Below are 14,245 nucleotides of genomic sequence, written 5' to 3' on the forward strand. Positions count from 1 at the left end.
GCCCACCGCGGGCGCGGGCAGCCCCGCCCCTAGGCTGACGGCCGTGACCACGAGCACCGCGTCCCCTGCCGGGGCGGCCCCGCCCGGGACGGCCCGCCGCGAGCGGGTCCGGGACCTGCTGCGGGAGGCGGGGCTCGACGCCCTGCTCGTCTCGGCGCCCTCCAACGTCCGCTACCTCACCGGCTTCACCGGGTCGAACGGCGCCGTCGTCGTCGCACAGGACGCGGACGGGGACCGGCTCGTGACGGACTTCCGCTACCGCACCCAGGTAGAGACCGAGTGCCCCGGCATCGACGTCGTGATCGACCGCGGCGTGGTGCTCGGCGGAGCGGCGTACGCGACGGGCGCAGGGCTCTCCCGGCTGGGCTTCGAGGCCGAGCACCTCACGGTGTCGCTGCACGCCGCGGTGCAGGCGGCCCACCGCGACCTCGGGCTGACCGCGACGAGCGGGCTCGTCGAGGGCCTGCGCGTGGTGAAGGACGACGCCGAGCTCGCGGCGCTCGCCGAGGCGTGCCGCATCAGCGACGCCGCGCTCGCCGACCTGCTGCCGCAGGTGCGGCCCGGGCTCACGGAGCGCGAGCTCGCCCGCCGGCTCGAGGCGCTCATGCTCGACCACGGCGCCGAGGCCGTGTCCTTCGACAGCATCGTGGCCGCCGGCCCGCACTCGGCGATCCCGCACCACAGCCCCACCGACCGGCCGGTCGAGGCGGGCGACCTGCTCAAGATCGACTTCGGCGCCCTCTCCGCGGGATACCACGCGGACGAGACCCGCACCTTCGTGGTGGGCCGGCCCCCCGCCGCGTGGCAGAGCGAGCTGCACGCGCTCGTGGCCGAGGCGCAGCGGGCCGGCGTCGCAGCCCTCGGGGTGGGGGCCGGCCTGCGTGACGTCGATCACGCGGCACGGTCGGTGATCGCGGCGGCCGGGCACGCCGAGCACTTCGGTCACGGCCTGGGCCACGGGGTGGGCCTGGACATCCACGAGGCGCCGATGATCGGGTACGCCGCGGACGGTATCCTCGTGGACCGCACGCCGGTGACCGTCGAGCCGGGGGTCTACCTCCCCGGACGCGGCGGGGTCCGCATCGAGGACACCCTCGTCGTGCGGACCGGCGGGCCCGTGTCGCTCACCACGACCACCCGCGAGCTTCTCGTCCTCTAGACCTCGTCCTCCCGCCCCGGGACGGACCCGACCGGGAGACCCCAGTGGCCACCACCAACGACCTCAAGAACGGCCTCGTGCTCAACATCGACGGCCAGCTGTGGACCGTCGTCGAGTTCCAGCACGTCAAGCCCGGCAAGGGCCCGGCCTTCGTCCGCACCAAGCTCAAGGCGGTGCTCAGCGGCAAGGTCGTCGACAAGACGTTCAACGCCGGCGTGAAGGTCGAGACCGCCAACGTCGACAAGCGCGACATGCAGTACCTCTACCGCGACGGCGACGACTGGGTGTTCATGGACACCGACTCCTACGAGCAGCTGCACGTCCCGGACGACGTCGTCGGCGACAACTCCAAGTGGATGCTCGAGGGGCAGACCGCGATCGTGGCCACCCACGACGGCGCGCCGCTCTACGTCGAGCTCCCCGCCGCGGTCGAGCTGATGATCACGTACACCGAGCCGGGCCTTCAGGGCGACCGCTCCACCGGCGGCACCAAGCCCGCGACCCTCGAGACCGGCGCCGAGATCGCGGTGCCGCTGTTCATCGAGTCCGACACCAAGGTGAAGGTCGACACCCGCGACGGCTCCTACCTGGGCCGGGTCAACTAGCCGTGACCGCCCGGGGCAAGGCCCGCAAGAGGGCGCTCGACGTCCTGTTCGAGGCCGACGTCCGCGGGGTGCCGGCCGTCGAGGTGCTCGACGCCCGCGCCGAGCAGGTCGACCCGCCGCTGAACCCCTACACCTCCGAGCTCGTGTGGGGCGTCGTCGAGCACCGCGAGCGCATCGACGACCTCCTCTCCACCTACTCCGAGGGGTGGACGCTCGACCGGATGCCCGCGGTGGACCGCAACGTGCTGCGCATCGCGACCTACGAGCTGCTGTGGTCCGACGACGTGCCGGCCGGCGTCGCGATCTCCGAGGCGGTCGAGCTCGTGCGGTCGCTGTCGACCGAGGAGTCCGGCGCGTTCGTCAACGGGCTGCTCGCCCGCATCCTCGACGTCAAGCCGCTGCTGACCCTGGACTGAGCACGGGCACCTGCCGCGGAAGGTTCGGCGCGGCAGTTGTCGTCGCAGTCGCGTCACGACCCGCGGCTGCACGGCCTCCTCGCACCCGCGACTGGGTACGTTGCTGTTCGGGTCCGCGTCCGCGCCACGGAGAGGTCCGACATGCTGCGGCAGCTGGTGGCCGTCCTCGCGCTCGGCCTCGGGTCCGCAGTGCCCCAGGGCTCGATCGACGACGTGATCGACGCCGAGATGGCCGCCTCGGGCGCACCCGGGATGGCCTACGCGGTGGTGTCCGACGGCGAGGTCACCGAGGTGGGCGCGCGCGGTGTGGTCCGGGCCGGGGGCGACACCGCCGTCACCCCGGACACGCCGTTCATGTCCGGCTCGATCACCAAGAGCGTCACGGCGCTGGCGGTGATGCAGCTGGTCGAGGCCGGGGACGTCGCCCTGGACGCCCCGGTGTCGGACTATCTCGAGCCCTTCTCGGCCGGCCCTGGCGCCGCCATCACCGTGGAGCAGCTGCTCAGCCACACGAGCGGGTTCTCCACGATGCAGGGGAACTCCTCGTTCGCCGACGGCGAGGGCGGCGCCGACGAGCTGGCCCGGCGGGTCGAGGGGCTCGCCACGACCGCCCCGGCCCACGCGCCGGGGGAGACGTGGGAGTACTCCAACGCCAACTACCTCGTGCTCGGCCGGCTGGTGGAGGTCGTGAGCGGGCTCGACTACCAGGCGTACGTGAGGACCCACGTCCTCGACCCGATCGGCATGACGGACAGCTTCGTGTCCGACGGCGAGGTGCACGAGTCGATGGCCACCGGGCACACGCCGTGGTTCCTCGGCAAGCGGGCCCTGCCGGAGAACACGACGAGCCGCGGCATGGCTCCCGCCGGCGGGGTCGTCGCGAGCGCCCGCGACCTGGCGCGCTTCCTCGCGGTGATGATGGACGGCGAGGACGACGTCCTCAGCGCCGACGGGAAGGCGCAGATGATGCGTCCGGCCGGCCCGGGGTCGCCCTATTACGGCTTCGGCTGGTTCGTCGACCCGGGCAACGGCACGGTGTGGCACTCCGGATCGACCCCCGGTGTCGAGACCCTCGCGACCATGGTCCCCTCGCAGGGGGCGGGCGTCGTGGTGCTGGTGAACGCCGGCAGCGGCGTCGGCTTCGGCGAGACCGCGCAGCTGCGCGACGCCGTCACCGCGCAGGCGCTCGGGCTCGACTACGAGGGCGAGGGCTCCCGGCTGCCGCAGCAGGCCCTGTTCCTGGGCCTGGTCCTGCTTCCCGTCGTGTACCTGCTGAGCATCGTGTGGGCGTGGCGCCATCGCGCCCGTATCCGGGCCAAGCGGAGAGGTGGGGCGGCCGGCCTGTTCAGCCTGTGGTTCCCGCTGCTGACCACGCTCGTGGCCGCCTGGGTCGTGCTCGTGCTCGTGCCGGGACTGATGGGCGCACCGATCGCCACGATCAGCCTGTTCCAGCCCGATCTCGGGCTCGCGATGGTGGCTACCGCGGTGTGCGGCGTGCTCTGGGCCGTGGTCAGGCTGGGCGTGGCGTACACGGGCGGCGCCGGAGCGCGGCCCGAGGGAATCGACCAGCCGGCCGGCGCCTGACGCCGACGACGCGCGGCGGGGCTGCCCGTCGGCCGCCCGGCGGCGCCCGGGCCGCAGCGGTGCCCCGAGTGGGAGTCGAACCCACACTGGATGGTGTTTGAGACCACTGCCTCTGCCGGTTGGGCTATCGGGGCGGCGTGCTCAGACTACCGGCCGGAGGCAGACGGTCCCGTTCCGTAGGCTTCGCCCGTGACCGAGACGCCCGCACCCGCCGTCCGCCGCGTCGTCGTGGCCGAGGACGAGGCCCTCATCCGGCTCGACCTCGTCGAGATGCTGCGCGAGGAGGGCTACGACGTGGTGGGCGAGGCCGGCGACGGTGAGAGCGCCGTCGCCCTGGCCGAGGAGCACCGCCCGGACCTCGTGATGCTCGACGTCAAGATGCCGGTGCTCGACGGGATCAGCGCGGCGGAGCGGATCGCCGGCGCGCGGCTGGCCCCCGTGGTGATGCTGACGGCGTTCAGCCAGCGCGAGCTCGTCGATCGCGCCCGCGACGCCGGGGCGATGGCCTACCTCGTGAAGCCGTTCACGAAGAGCGACCTCGTGCCGGCGATCGAGCTGGCGGTGAGCAGGTTCGCCGAGATCACCGCGCTCGAGGCCGAGGTGTCCGACCTCGAGGAGCGGCTCGAGACCCGCAAACGGGTGGAACGCGCCAAGGCTTTGCTGCAACAGACCTACGGGATGTCGGAGACCGACGCCTTCCGGTGGCTGCAGAAGTCGGCCATGGACCGGCGCCTGAGCATGCGCGAGGTGGCCGACGTCGTGATCCGCGAGGTTTCGCCGAGGTAACGCTCCGGCGTCGGTGGGGGTCCCGGGGCCCTGATCAGCGCCGTCGTGTCCAAAGCGTGACACGACCGGTCGGGAATGTTGGCTCAGCCGTGACCCCTCGGCCCTGCATCGCTGCTAGGTTCACGGACATTCCAGACCCGGTAGTGCCGGGCGTTTCTCACGCTAGGACGGGATATGCGTAACGCTTACAAGATCGGGGCGCTGGCGATCGCCGGAAGCCTCGCGCTCGCCGCGTGCGGCAGCTCGACGTCGAACGGCTCGTCGAGCGGGGGCGGCGGCGGCGGCGGCAAGACGGTCACGATCTCCACCGACCTCCCGCTGCAGGGCTCGTCGAAGGACGCGTCCGACGCCACCAACCAGGCGATCGAGCTCTACCTCGACCAGATCGGCTACAAGGCCGGCGACTACACGATCGAGCTCAAGAAGTACGACGACTCGACCGCGGCCGCGGGCAAGTGGGACCAGGCGCAGTGCACCAAGAACGCGCAGGACCACGTGGCCAACACTGCCGAGGTCGCGGTCATGGGCACCTACAACTCCGGGTGCGCGCAGATCCAGATCCCGATCCTCAACCAGGACCCCAGCGGCCCGATGCTGATGGTCTCGCAGGCCAACACCTACCCCGGCCTGACCAAGTCGTGGGCCCCTGGCGACCCTGACAAGTACTACCCGACGGGCAAGCGCAACTACGCCCGCGTCGTCACCACCGACGACAACCAGGGCCGCGCCGCCGCGCAGTTCATGGCGAAGGACCTCGGCGTCAAGAAGTGCTACGTGCTCAACGACAACGAGACCTACGGCCAGGGCATCGCGAAGGCGTTCGCCGACGAGGCCGCCAAGCAGGGCATCACGGTGCTCGGCAACGACCCGTGGGACGCCAAGCAGCCGAACTACACCGCTCTCTTCGAGAAGATCAAGTCGCAGAGCCCCGACTGCATCTACCTCGGCGGCATCTTCGACAACAACGGCGGCCAGCTGATCAAGGACAAGGTCTCGGTCCTCGGTGACAACACCAAGGTCGCGATGATGGGTCCTGACGGCTTCACCGGCTACCCCGAGCTGAACAAGCTGCCCGAGGGCCAGGGCATGTACCTGTCCTTCCCCGGCCTCACCAACACCGACCTGCGCGCGCAGGGCGGGGCGGCCGCGAAGCTGCTCGACGACTACAAGGCCAAGTACGGCTCCGACCCGGCGTCCTCCTACGCGCTGTACGGCGTCGCGGCGGTCCAGGTCATCCTGCAGGCCATCCAGCAGTCCGACGGCACCCGTGCCTCCGTGACCAACCAGGTCTTCAGCGGCTCGGGCATCACGATCCCCGCGGACGTGTCGGCCATCGGTAAGGAGATCAAGATCGACCCGACGACGGGCGACGTGAACCTCGTCGACCTGACGATCGAGCAGATCAAGAACAACGAGGAGACCACCCTGAAGGCCTGGCCCGTCTCCTGACGGTCCCGTCTCGGGTCTCCACGAGAAAAAGTCTCGACAAAGCAGGTCGGGCGGGGCACGCAGCCCCGCCCGACCTGCTAACTTTCGGGCCACTTCCTGATCGTCCGCGAAGGGGATGTCCATGACCATCACGGCAGTAGAGGTAGCGGACTCACGACCCGTACTCATGGCCCGGGAGAAGGTCGAGCGGGGGATCGGGATCGCCCTCCTGGTCGGGGTGACTGCCTGGTTGATCTGGAACTTCGTCGCCGGCCCGGTGCAGTTCGTGAACGTGGGGCTCGCGGGTCTGCGGCTCGGCGCGATCTACGCGCTGATCGCGCTGGGGTACACCCTGGTGTACGGCATCATCGAGCTGATCAACTTCGCCCACGGCGACCTGTTCATGCTGGGGTCCGTCTTCTCGGCGCTGATCCTCGTCAAGGCGCTGGGCGCTGACAGCAACACGCCGCTCAACTGGATCCTCATGATCGGCGTCATGGTGCTCGTCATGGCCATGTGCGCCACGCTCAACGTGACCGCGGAGTTCGTCGCCTACCGGCGGCTGAGACGAGCGCCCAAGCTGGCGCCGCTCATCACCGCGGTCGGCATCAGCTTCATCTTCCAGTGGTTCGGCCTCAAGCTGAACGGCTCCGCGCCGAAGAGCTGGCCCAAGGTCATCCCCGACGGCGGTCTGAAGATCGGCTCCGTCACGATCGACTGGTCCACCATCATCGTGATCGGTGTGACGATCCCGCTCCTGCTGCTGCTGTCCTACATCGTGCAGCGCACCCGCCAGGGCAAGGCGATGCGCGCCACCGCGCAGGACCAGGACGCCGCGCGGCTGATGGGCATCAACGTCAACCGCACGATCTCGTTCACCTTCGCCCTCGGCGGGGCGATGGCCGGCGCGGCCGGCATGCTCTACCTCGAGACCTTCGGCACCACGCGCTACGACGCCGGCTTCCAGCTCGGCCTCATCGCGTTCACCGCCGCCGTCCTGGGCGGCATCGGCAACCTGCAGGGCGCCGTGCTGGGCGGCTTCCTGATCGGCCTCATCCAGGGCTTCAACGACGGACTGCCGTACGGCCTGGGCCAGAAGTGGTCGCAGACCGTGGTGTTCACCATCCTCATCCTGCTCATGGTCTTCAAGCCCGAAGGCATCCTGGGCAAGCCGACCATCGAGAAGGTGTGACGAGATGAGCGTGAGCACGACCGACACGGTCACCGACGAAGCAGTCAAGTCCGACCTCGTCGTCACCCACACCAAGCGCTGGGCGCTGTCGTTCGTGGCAGCGGCCGTGGTGATGTGGCTCTTCTACACCTTCGCGCTGCCCAACACGTCGGAAGGCGTCCAGACCTTCTTCCGCGAGTGGCTGCCGCTCAACTCGGTCAACGAGGCGCTGGTCTGGGTGATCTGCGCGGTCGGCCTGAACATCGTGGTCGGCTACGCCGGACTGCTCGACCTGGGGTTCGTCGCCTTCTGGGCCATCGGCGGCTACACCGCCGGCTGGATCATGTCGACGTTCTTCAACCAGATCACGAACGGCTTCTACTTCCTCTCGGCCGCTCCGCCCAACCAGCCCGGCATCCACATCAACTGGTGGATCGTGCTGGTGGTGGCCGGCTGCGTCTGTGCGCTGGCGGGCATCATCATCGGCGCGCCCACCCTGCGCCTCAAGAGCGACTACCTGGCGCTGGTCACCCTCGGCTTCGGCGAGATCATCCCCCAGGTGTTCCTCAACGGCGACGACATCAACGGCTTCAACTTCACCAACGGCGCCCTGGGCATCGCACCCCTCGACAACGTGGCACCGCTGCCCTTCGGACCGGCCGAGATCACCATCGGCAACGCCAACATCGCCATCTCCAGACCGCTCGGGCCGTTCGACACCACGGCGAAGTTCGTGCTCTTCTCGATCGTCACGGCGTTCGCGGTGTTCGTGTCGCTGCGCATCCGCGAGGGACGCCTCGGCCGGGCCTGGCTGGCCATCCGCGAGGACGAGCTGGCGGCGTCGATGATGGGCGTGCCGCTGATGCGCTCCAAGCTCGCGGCGTACGCCGTGGGCGCGTTCATGGGCGGCCTGGGCGGCGTGGTCTACGCCGTGCACAACAACAGCGTGTTCCCGGACCGCTTCAACTTCTCCATCTCGATCATCCTGCTCGCGATGGTGGTGCTCGGCGGCATGGGCAACGTGTGGGGCGTCATGATCGGCGCCCTGCTGCTGGCCTGGTTCAACTCGACGGGCCTGCCTCAGTTCGGCGACTCGTTCAACGCGCAGTTCGGCACGGACATCAACTTCCCGTCGTTCAACTACCTGATCTTCGGGTCGATCCTCGTGCTCATGATGCTGTTCAGACGCGAAGGCATGTTCCCCGAGACGCGCACCCGGCAGGTGCTGCAGGAAGCGGAACGGTCGGACGACGAAGAGCTCGACGGAGGAGAGGTATGACCGCGAGCGCGGAGGCGACCGCCACAGCCCTGGTCGCCGACAACATCACCGTCCGGTTCGGCGGCCTGGTCGCCGTGAAGGGGGTGTCGTTCGTCATCCCCGAGAACACGATCGTCTCCCTCATCGGGCCCAACGGCGCCGGCAAGACGACGTTCTTCAACGTCCTGACCGGGCTCTACCGCCCGGCGTCGGGTTCGGTGACCCTCGGCAGCACTGACATCACCGGCCAGTCGCCGCACAAGATCGCCCAGCTCGGCCTGGGCCGGACCTTCCAGAACATCCGGCTGTTCGGCCTCATGACCGCGGCCGAGAACGTCATGGTGGCGATGCACTCGCACACCACGTCGAACATCTTCCAGATCGTCGGCAGGACCCGGCACCAGCGGCGCGAGGAGCGCGAGTCGCGCGCGTTCGCGCAGGAGATGCTCGAGTTCGTCGGCATCGGCCGGCACGCCGAGGAGTACGCCCGCAACCTGTCCTACGGCGACCAGCGGCGCCTGGAGATGGCGCGCGCGCTCGCCCTGCGCCCCAAGGTGCTGCTGCTCGACGAGCCCACGGCCGGCATGAACCCGCAGGAGTCGGCCGTGTTCGTCGACTTCGTGCGGCGCGTACGCGATGAGCAGCACGTGTCGGTGCTGCTCATCGAGCACGACATGAGCGTGGTCATGCGCGTCTCGGAGCGGATCACCGTGCTCGACCAGGGCGAGAAGATCGCCGAGGGCGGACCCGACGACATCCGCAACGACCAGCGCGTCGTCGAGGCCTACCTCGGCAAGACGGGCACCGAGGGGAGCGCCCGATGACGGCCATGGAGCCCACCGTCGACGCGACGGGCCGCAAGGGCGCCCCGATGCTGGCGATCGACGACATCGCCGTCTACTACGGCAACATCGCCGCGGTGAAGGGGCTCTCGCTGCGGGTGCACCCGGGCGAGATCGTCACGCTCATCGGGTCCAACGGCGCGGGCAAGTCCACGACGCTGCGGGCCATCTCCGGGCTGATCCGGACCAAGAGCGGCACGATCCGGTTCAACGGCGACCAGATCAACGGGCGCGAGGGCCACGACATCGTCAAGGCCGGCATCTGCCAGTCGCCGGAGGGCCGGCGCATCTTCCCGCGCATGACCGTCTCGGAGAACCTCGACCTCGGCGCGTTCCTGCGCGACGACAAGGAGGGGATCGAGGCCGACCGCCAGCGGGTGCTCGAGCTGTTCCCGCGCCTGGCCGACCGCATCCACCAGAAGGCCGGCACGATGTCCGGCGGCGAGCAGCAGATGCTCGCGGTGGCCCGCGCGCTCATGGGGCGGCCCCAGCTGCTGCTGCTCGACGAGCCGTCCATGGGTCTCGCGCCGGTGCTCGTCGACCTCATCTTCGACACCATCGAGACCATCCGCGAGCAGGGCACCACGGTGCTCGTCGTGGAGCAGAACGCCCTGGCCGCCCTGCGGATCGCCGACTACGCCTACGTGCTGGAGTCGGGCTCGCTCAAGCTCGAGGGCCCGGCAGCCCCGATGGCCGAGGACGACGAGATCGTGCGCGCCTACCTCGGCGGCTGAGCGGACACCGCACCGCAGATCGCCCGGCCCGGCCCGCCTGCGCACGCAGGATCGGGCGTCTTGGCAAACCCTTGACGCAGATTCTGGGGCGAAAGGGTTGCATGGGTGGCCGGCCCGGACGAGAGTGCGGCAGGCGCCGTGGGGGCGGCGCCGAGGCGTGCCGACCGGCCGTCTCCCGCCGTCCAGGGGGTGTCGCGTGCTCCGAGCACCGGTCGTGGTCCGCTCCGCGAACGAGGCCGACCTGCCCGCCCTCCACGACCTGTGGGAGGAGTTCCGGGACCGGTCCGGTGCGGCAGTGCTGCCCCACGGCTCACCCGACGTCGGCGAGCGGATCTCGGCGCGCATCGCCGAGTCGCGCGCCGCGGTGGAGGCCGGCCTGCGCCCCTGCTACCGCCTGATCATCGCCTGGCGCGACGGCGAGCCGATCGCCTTCGCGTCGCTGTCCGTGGTGGACCGCGGGCTGCTGTCCGGCTCGTGCGCCGTGCTCGTGGACGCGCTGCACGTCGACGCGCGCCACCGCAAGCTGGGGGTCGGCACGGCCATGCTCCGCGATGCCGCGGCGTTCGCTGAGGAGATCGGCGCGGCCGACGTCGTGGTGAACGCGCCGCCGAACCTGCGCGACGCGAACCGGTTCTACGCCCGGCACGGCTTCGCGCCGGTGGTGGTGCGCCGCTCGGCGCCGCTGTCCGTGCTCCGGCGCAAGCTCGGGGTGGAGCCGCGGCTCGACATGCGCGACGCGACCTCCGACCTCACGGCCGTGCAGCGCACCCTGCGGCGCCGGGCCCTGCTCACACCCCGGCGCGCGGCGCGCCCCTGAGCGGACGCCGGGGCTCAGACCCCGGGCCGGTCCCGCAGCATGCAGGTGAGCCGCACCGTGCACACCCGGCGGCCGTCGTCGTCGACGATGACGATCTCGTAGGTGGCCAGCGTGCGGCCCAGGGAGATGGCCGTCGCGGTGCCCGTCACGTGCCCGCTGGTGGCGCTGCGGTGGTGCGAGGCGGAGATCTCGATGCCCACGGCCACCCGTTCCGGGCCGGCGTGGATGTTCGCGGCGATCGAGCCGAGGCTCTCGCCGAGCACCGCGCTGGCGCCCCCGTGCAGGAGCCCGAAGGGCTGCCGGTTGCCGGCCACCGGGATCCGGCCCACGACGCGCTCCGCCGAGGCCTCGAGCAGCTCCATGCCCATGGTCTCGCCCAGCTCGCCGATGCCGATCTCGGACATGTGGTCCAGGAAGTCCGTCACCGCCCCAGCCTAGGATCACCGACGTGACCTCGACGCAGGAACGCCCCCGGCTCCTCCTCCTGGACGGCCACTCGCTGGCCTACCGGGCGTTCTACGCCCTGCCCGTGGAGAACTTCTCCACCACCACGGGGCAGGCCACCAACGCGGTGTACGGCTTCACGTCGATGCTCATCAACACCCTGCGCGACGAGCGGCCCACGCACGTCGCGGTGGCCTTCGACGTCAGCCGCACCACCTTCCGCACCGAGGCCTACCCGGAGTACAAGGCCAACCGCTCGACGAGCCCGGACGAGTTCAAGGGCCAGGTGTCGCTGATCCGCGAGGTGCTCGACGCGCTGTCGATCCCCTACGTCGAGGTCGACGGGTACGAGGCGGACGACCTCATCGCCACCCTCACCACCCAGGCCGAGGACGAGGGGTTCGAGGTGCTCGTGATCACCGGCGACCGCGACGCGTTCCAGCTCGTCGACCCGGACGTCACCGTGCTCTACCCGCGCAAGGGGGTCAGCGACCTCGCGCGCATGACACCGGCGGCGATCGAGGAGAAGTACGGCCTCACGCCCGCGCAGTACCCGGACTACGCCGCGCTGCGCGGCGACCCGAGCGACAACCTCCCCTCGATCCCGGGAGTGGGGGAGAAGACGGCGTCGAAGTGGGTGCGCGAGTTCGGCTCGCTCGACGCGCTCGTCGACCGGGTCGGCGAGGTGAAGGGCAAGGCCGGCGACGCCCTGCGCGCCGCGCTGCCCGACGTCATCCGCAACCGGCGGCTCACCGAGCTCGTCCGCGACGTCGAGCTCCCCGTGCGACCGGCCGACCTCGAGCGCCGTCCCTTCGACCGCGACCGGGTGCACGAGGTGTTCGACGCCCTCCAGTTCCGCGTGCTGCGCGACCGGCTCTTCGCCGAGCACGGCGACGAGGCCGCCACCACGGGCGAGGCCGTCGAGGTGCAGGTGGAGTCACCGGCTGAGGGTCTCGGCCCGTGGCTCGCCGAGCACGCCCCCGCCGGCGCACGCACCGGCGTGCAGCTCGAGGGCACCTGGGGCAGCGGTACCGGCGACGTGGCGGCCCTCGCCGTCGCCGCGCCGGACGGCGCGGTCGCGTGGTGGTCCGTGCCGGCCCTCGACCCGCAGGACGAGCAGGCGCTCGCCGACTGGCTCGGCGACGAGGCCCGCCCCAAGGCGATGCACGACGCGAAGGGTCCCGAGCTCGCGCTGCGCGCGCGAGGCCTGACGCTGCGCGGGCTCACCTGCGACACGGCTCTCGCGGCGTACCTCGTCCTGCCGGGGCAGCGCAGCTTCGACCTCAGCGACCTCGCCCCCCGCTTCCTGCGCCGCGAGCTCGGCGCCGCCGCCGGCGGCGACGACCAGCTCGCGTTCGACACCGACCCGGACGAGGCACGGGCCGCCGCCCTCGGGGCGCAGGCGCGCGCGGTGCTCGACCTCGCCGACGCCCTCGAGACCGAGCTCGAGACCCGCGGGGGCACGGCCCTCATGCGCGACGTCGAGCTGCCGCTGCTGCACGTGCTCGCCGACCTCGAGCAGGCCGGCATCGCGGTCGACTCCGACCACCTCGGCCGGCTCGAGGCCGAGTTCGCCGAGTCCATGCGTGCGGCCGAGTCCACCGCCCACGAGCTGGCCGGGCGGCCGTTCAACCTCGGGTCGCCCAAGCAGCTCCAGGAGATCCTCTTCGGCGAGCGCGGCCTGCCCACCACCAAGCGGATCAAGACCGGCTACACCACGGACGCCGACGCCCTGGCCGACCTGTTCGCCCGCACCGGCGACCCGCTGCTCGAGCAGCTGCTGCGCTGGCGGGACGTCTCCAAGCTGCGGCAGACCGTGACGGGACTGCTCGCCGCCGTGCGTGACGATGGGCGCATCCACACCACCTTCAACCAGATCGTCGCGGCCACCGGCCGGCTCTCGTCGCAGGACCCGAACCTGCAGAACATCCCGATCCGCACCGACGAGGGTCGCCGGATCCGGAGCGGGTTCGTGGTGGGCCCGGGGTACGAGTCGCTGATGACCGCCGACTACAGCCAGATCGAGATGCGGCTGATGGCGCACCTCTCGGAGGACGAGGGGCTCATCGAGGCGTTCCGGTCGGGGGAGGACCTGCACCGCTACGTCGCCTCCCGTGTCTTCTCGGTGGAGCCGGCCGAGGTCGACGCCGAGATGCGCCGCAAGATCAAGGCCATGTCCTACGGCCTCGCCTACGGCCTCTCGCCGTTCGGGCTCTCCCAGCAGCTCGGCATCGAGACGTCCGAGGCGAGCCGGCTCATGAACGAGTACTTCGAGCGATTCGGCGGCGTGCGCGACTACCTGCACGACGTCGTCGACCGCGCCCGCGGCACCGGCTACACCGAGACCATGCTCGGCCGGCGCCGCTACCTGCCCGACCTCACCTCCGACGTGCGCCAGCGCCGGGAGATGGCCGAGCGGATGGCGCTCAACGCCCCCATCCAGGGCTCGGCGGCCGACATCGTCAAGGTCGCCATGCTGCGCGTGGACGCCGCCCTGCGCGCCGGCGGCCTGCGCTCGCGGATGCTGCTCCAGGTGCACGACGAGCTCGTCCTCGAGGTCGCACCGGGCGAGCTCGAGGCCGCCGAGGCCGTGGTGCGCGAGGGCATGGGCGGCGCGGTCCCGCTCACCGTGCCGCTCGACGTCTCCGTCGGCGTCGGACGGACCTGGGAGGACGCCGGGCACTGAGTTTCTGTGCCGCTACGCGGCGGTCGCGCCCTCTCGGGCTTCGCCCTCGGCGGCTCGCCTTCGGCTCGCCGCGCGCGACGGGGTGGGGCGGGAGTTCCAGCGAACAGTCGGCCGCTCGGGCTTCGCCCTCGGTGCCGCTTCGCGGCACGGGGCCTTGCCTGTTGGCCGCTGTGCGGCGGTCGCGGGGTGCTTTCTGGCCGCTGCGAGGCTGTCGCGCCCATCTCGGGCTTCGCCCTCGGCGGCTCGCCTTTCGGCTCGCCGCGGCGCGACGAAGTGGGGCGTTGCTCTCGTCGGGGTAGTCGGCCTCTCGGGCTT

Annotated in this window: 12 protein-coding genes, 1 tRNA gene and 1 pseudogene; 12 read left to right on the top strand and 2 right to left on the bottom strand. The window is 70.9% G+C overall.

Going from position 1 to position 14,245, the window contains the following annotated elements; genetic code table 11:
* Positions 1 to 34 precede the first annotated feature (34 nt).
* The 4 genes from GC157_06805 (at position 35) to GC157_06820 (ending at position 3,764) form a co-directional block, all read left to right on the top strand.
* The gene (locus GC157_06805) at positions 35 to 1,159 is read left to right on the top strand and encodes a M24 family metallopeptidase (GenBank protein ID MBI1377175.1); all 1,125 of its coding nucleotides are present in this window, start codon (positions 35 to 37) and stop codon (positions 1,157 to 1,159) included.
* 44 nt (positions 1,160 to 1,203) lie between these two features.
* Entirely contained in the window at positions 1,204 to 1,764 is a 561-nt protein-coding gene (gene efp, locus GC157_06810) for an elongation factor P (protein ID MBI1377176.1), read from the top strand.
* A gap of 2 nt (positions 1,765 to 1,766) precedes the next feature.
* The gene (nusB, locus tag GC157_06815) at positions 1,767 to 2,180 is read left to right on the top strand and encodes a transcription antitermination factor NusB (protein MBI1377177.1); all 414 of its coding nucleotides are present in this window, start codon (positions 1,767 to 1,769) and stop codon (positions 2,178 to 2,180) included.
* 144 nt (positions 2,181 to 2,324) lie between these two features.
* A complete protein-coding gene (locus tag GC157_06820; protein ID MBI1377178.1) occupies positions 2,325 to 3,764 on the top strand; it encodes a serine hydrolase in 1,440 nt (479 codons plus the stop codon).
* Positions 3,765 to 3,824: 60 nt separating this feature from the next.
* Here the strand turns inward: GC157_06820 and GC157_06825 are convergent.
* Positions 3,825 to 3,898 (bottom strand) — tRNA-Leu (locus GC157_06825).
* A gap of 85 nt (positions 3,899 to 3,983) precedes the next feature.
* Here GC157_06825 and GC157_06830 point away from each other — a divergent pair.
* The 7 genes and pseudogenes from GC157_06830 to GC157_06860 all read left to right on the top strand — a co-directional run bounded on the left by GC157_06830 (position 3,984) and on the right by GC157_06860 (position 10,800).
* Positions 3,984 to 4,550 (top strand): annotated as a pseudogene (locus GC157_06830) (response regulator).
* A 174-nt stretch (positions 4,551 to 4,724) separates the two neighbouring features.
* Positions 4,725 to 5,999, top strand: coding sequence for an ABC transporter substrate-binding protein (locus GC157_06835; protein ID MBI1377179.1), 1,275 nt, complete (start codon positions 4,725 to 4,727; stop codon positions 5,997 to 5,999).
* Between the two features lie 121 nt (positions 6,000 to 6,120).
* Positions 6,121 to 7,170, top strand: a complete 1,050-nt coding sequence (locus GC157_06840; GenBank protein MBI1377180.1) for a branched-chain amino acid ABC transporter permease — start codon at positions 6,121 to 6,123, stop codon at positions 7,168 to 7,170.
* A gap of 112 nt (positions 7,171 to 7,282) precedes the next feature.
* The gene (locus tag GC157_06845) at positions 7,283 to 8,428 is read left to right on the top strand and encodes a branched-chain amino acid ABC transporter permease (protein MBI1377181.1); all 1,146 of its coding nucleotides are present in this window, start codon (positions 7,283 to 7,285) and stop codon (positions 8,426 to 8,428) included.
* Complete coding sequence (locus GC157_06850; protein MBI1377182.1) at positions 8,425 to 9,231, top strand: ATP-binding cassette domain-containing protein; 807 nt, start codon at positions 8,425 to 8,427, stop codon at positions 9,229 to 9,231. Before GC157_06845 ends, GC157_06850 begins: the two co-directional genes overlap by 4 nt.
* A gap of 47 nt (positions 9,232 to 9,278) precedes the next feature.
* The gene (locus GC157_06855) at positions 9,279 to 9,983 is read left to right on the top strand and encodes an ATP-binding cassette domain-containing protein (protein ID MBI1377183.1); all 705 of its coding nucleotides are present in this window, start codon (positions 9,279 to 9,281) and stop codon (positions 9,981 to 9,983) included.
* 37 nt (positions 9,984 to 10,020) lie between these two features.
* Positions 10,021 to 10,800 carry a GNAT family N-acetyltransferase gene (locus GC157_06860; protein ID MBI1377184.1) on the top strand — a complete coding sequence of 260 codons (780 nt, stop codon included), beginning with the start codon at positions 10,021 to 10,023 and terminating at the stop codon, positions 10,798 to 10,800.
* A 14-nt stretch (positions 10,801 to 10,814) separates the two neighbouring features.
* Here GC157_06860 and GC157_06865 read toward each other — a convergent pair whose 3' ends face one another.
* Positions 10,815 to 11,204 carry a hotdog fold thioesterase gene (locus GC157_06865; GenBank protein ID MBI1377185.1) on the bottom strand — a complete coding sequence of 130 codons (390 nt, stop codon included), beginning with the start codon at positions 11,202 to 11,204 and terminating at the stop codon, positions 10,815 to 10,817.
* Positions 11,205 to 11,239: 35 nt separating this feature from the next.
* On the opposite strand from GC157_06865, the gene polA reads away from it, so the two are divergent.
* A complete protein-coding gene (polA, locus tag GC157_06870) occupies positions 11,240 to 13,930 on the top strand; it encodes a DNA polymerase I (protein MBI1377186.1) in 2,691 nt (896 codons plus the stop codon).
* Positions 13,931 to 14,245 lie beyond the last annotated feature (315 nt).

The organism is Frankiales bacterium (assembly GCA_016125335.1).
GTDB lineage: Bacteria > Actinomycetota > Actinomycetes > S36-B12 > CAIYMF01 > Longivirga.

Bases quoted from the DNA above. Each gene is read 5' to 3' on its own strand.
- GC157_06840 (MBI1377180.1), top strand. From the start codon at position 6,121: ATGACCATCACGGCAGTAGAGGTAGCGGACTCACGACCCGTACTCATG.
- GC157_06850 (MBI1377182.1), top strand. From the start codon at position 8,425: ATGACCGCGAGCGCGGAGGCGACCGCCACAGCCCTGGTCGCCGACAAC.
- GC157_06835 (MBI1377179.1), top strand. From the start codon at position 4,725: ATGCGTAACGCTTACAAGATCGGGGCGCTGGCGATCGCCGGAAGCCTC.
- GC157_06865 (MBI1377185.1), bottom strand. From the start codon at position 11,204: ATGTCCGAGATCGGCATCGGCGAGCTGGGCGAGACCATGGGCATGGAG.
- GC157_06855 (MBI1377183.1), top strand. From the start codon at position 9,279: ATGCTGGCGATCGACGACATCGCCGTCTACTACGGCAACATCGCCGCG.
- GC157_06845 (MBI1377181.1), top strand. From the start codon at position 7,283: ATGTGGCTCTTCTACACCTTCGCGCTGCCCAACACGTCGGAAGGCGTC.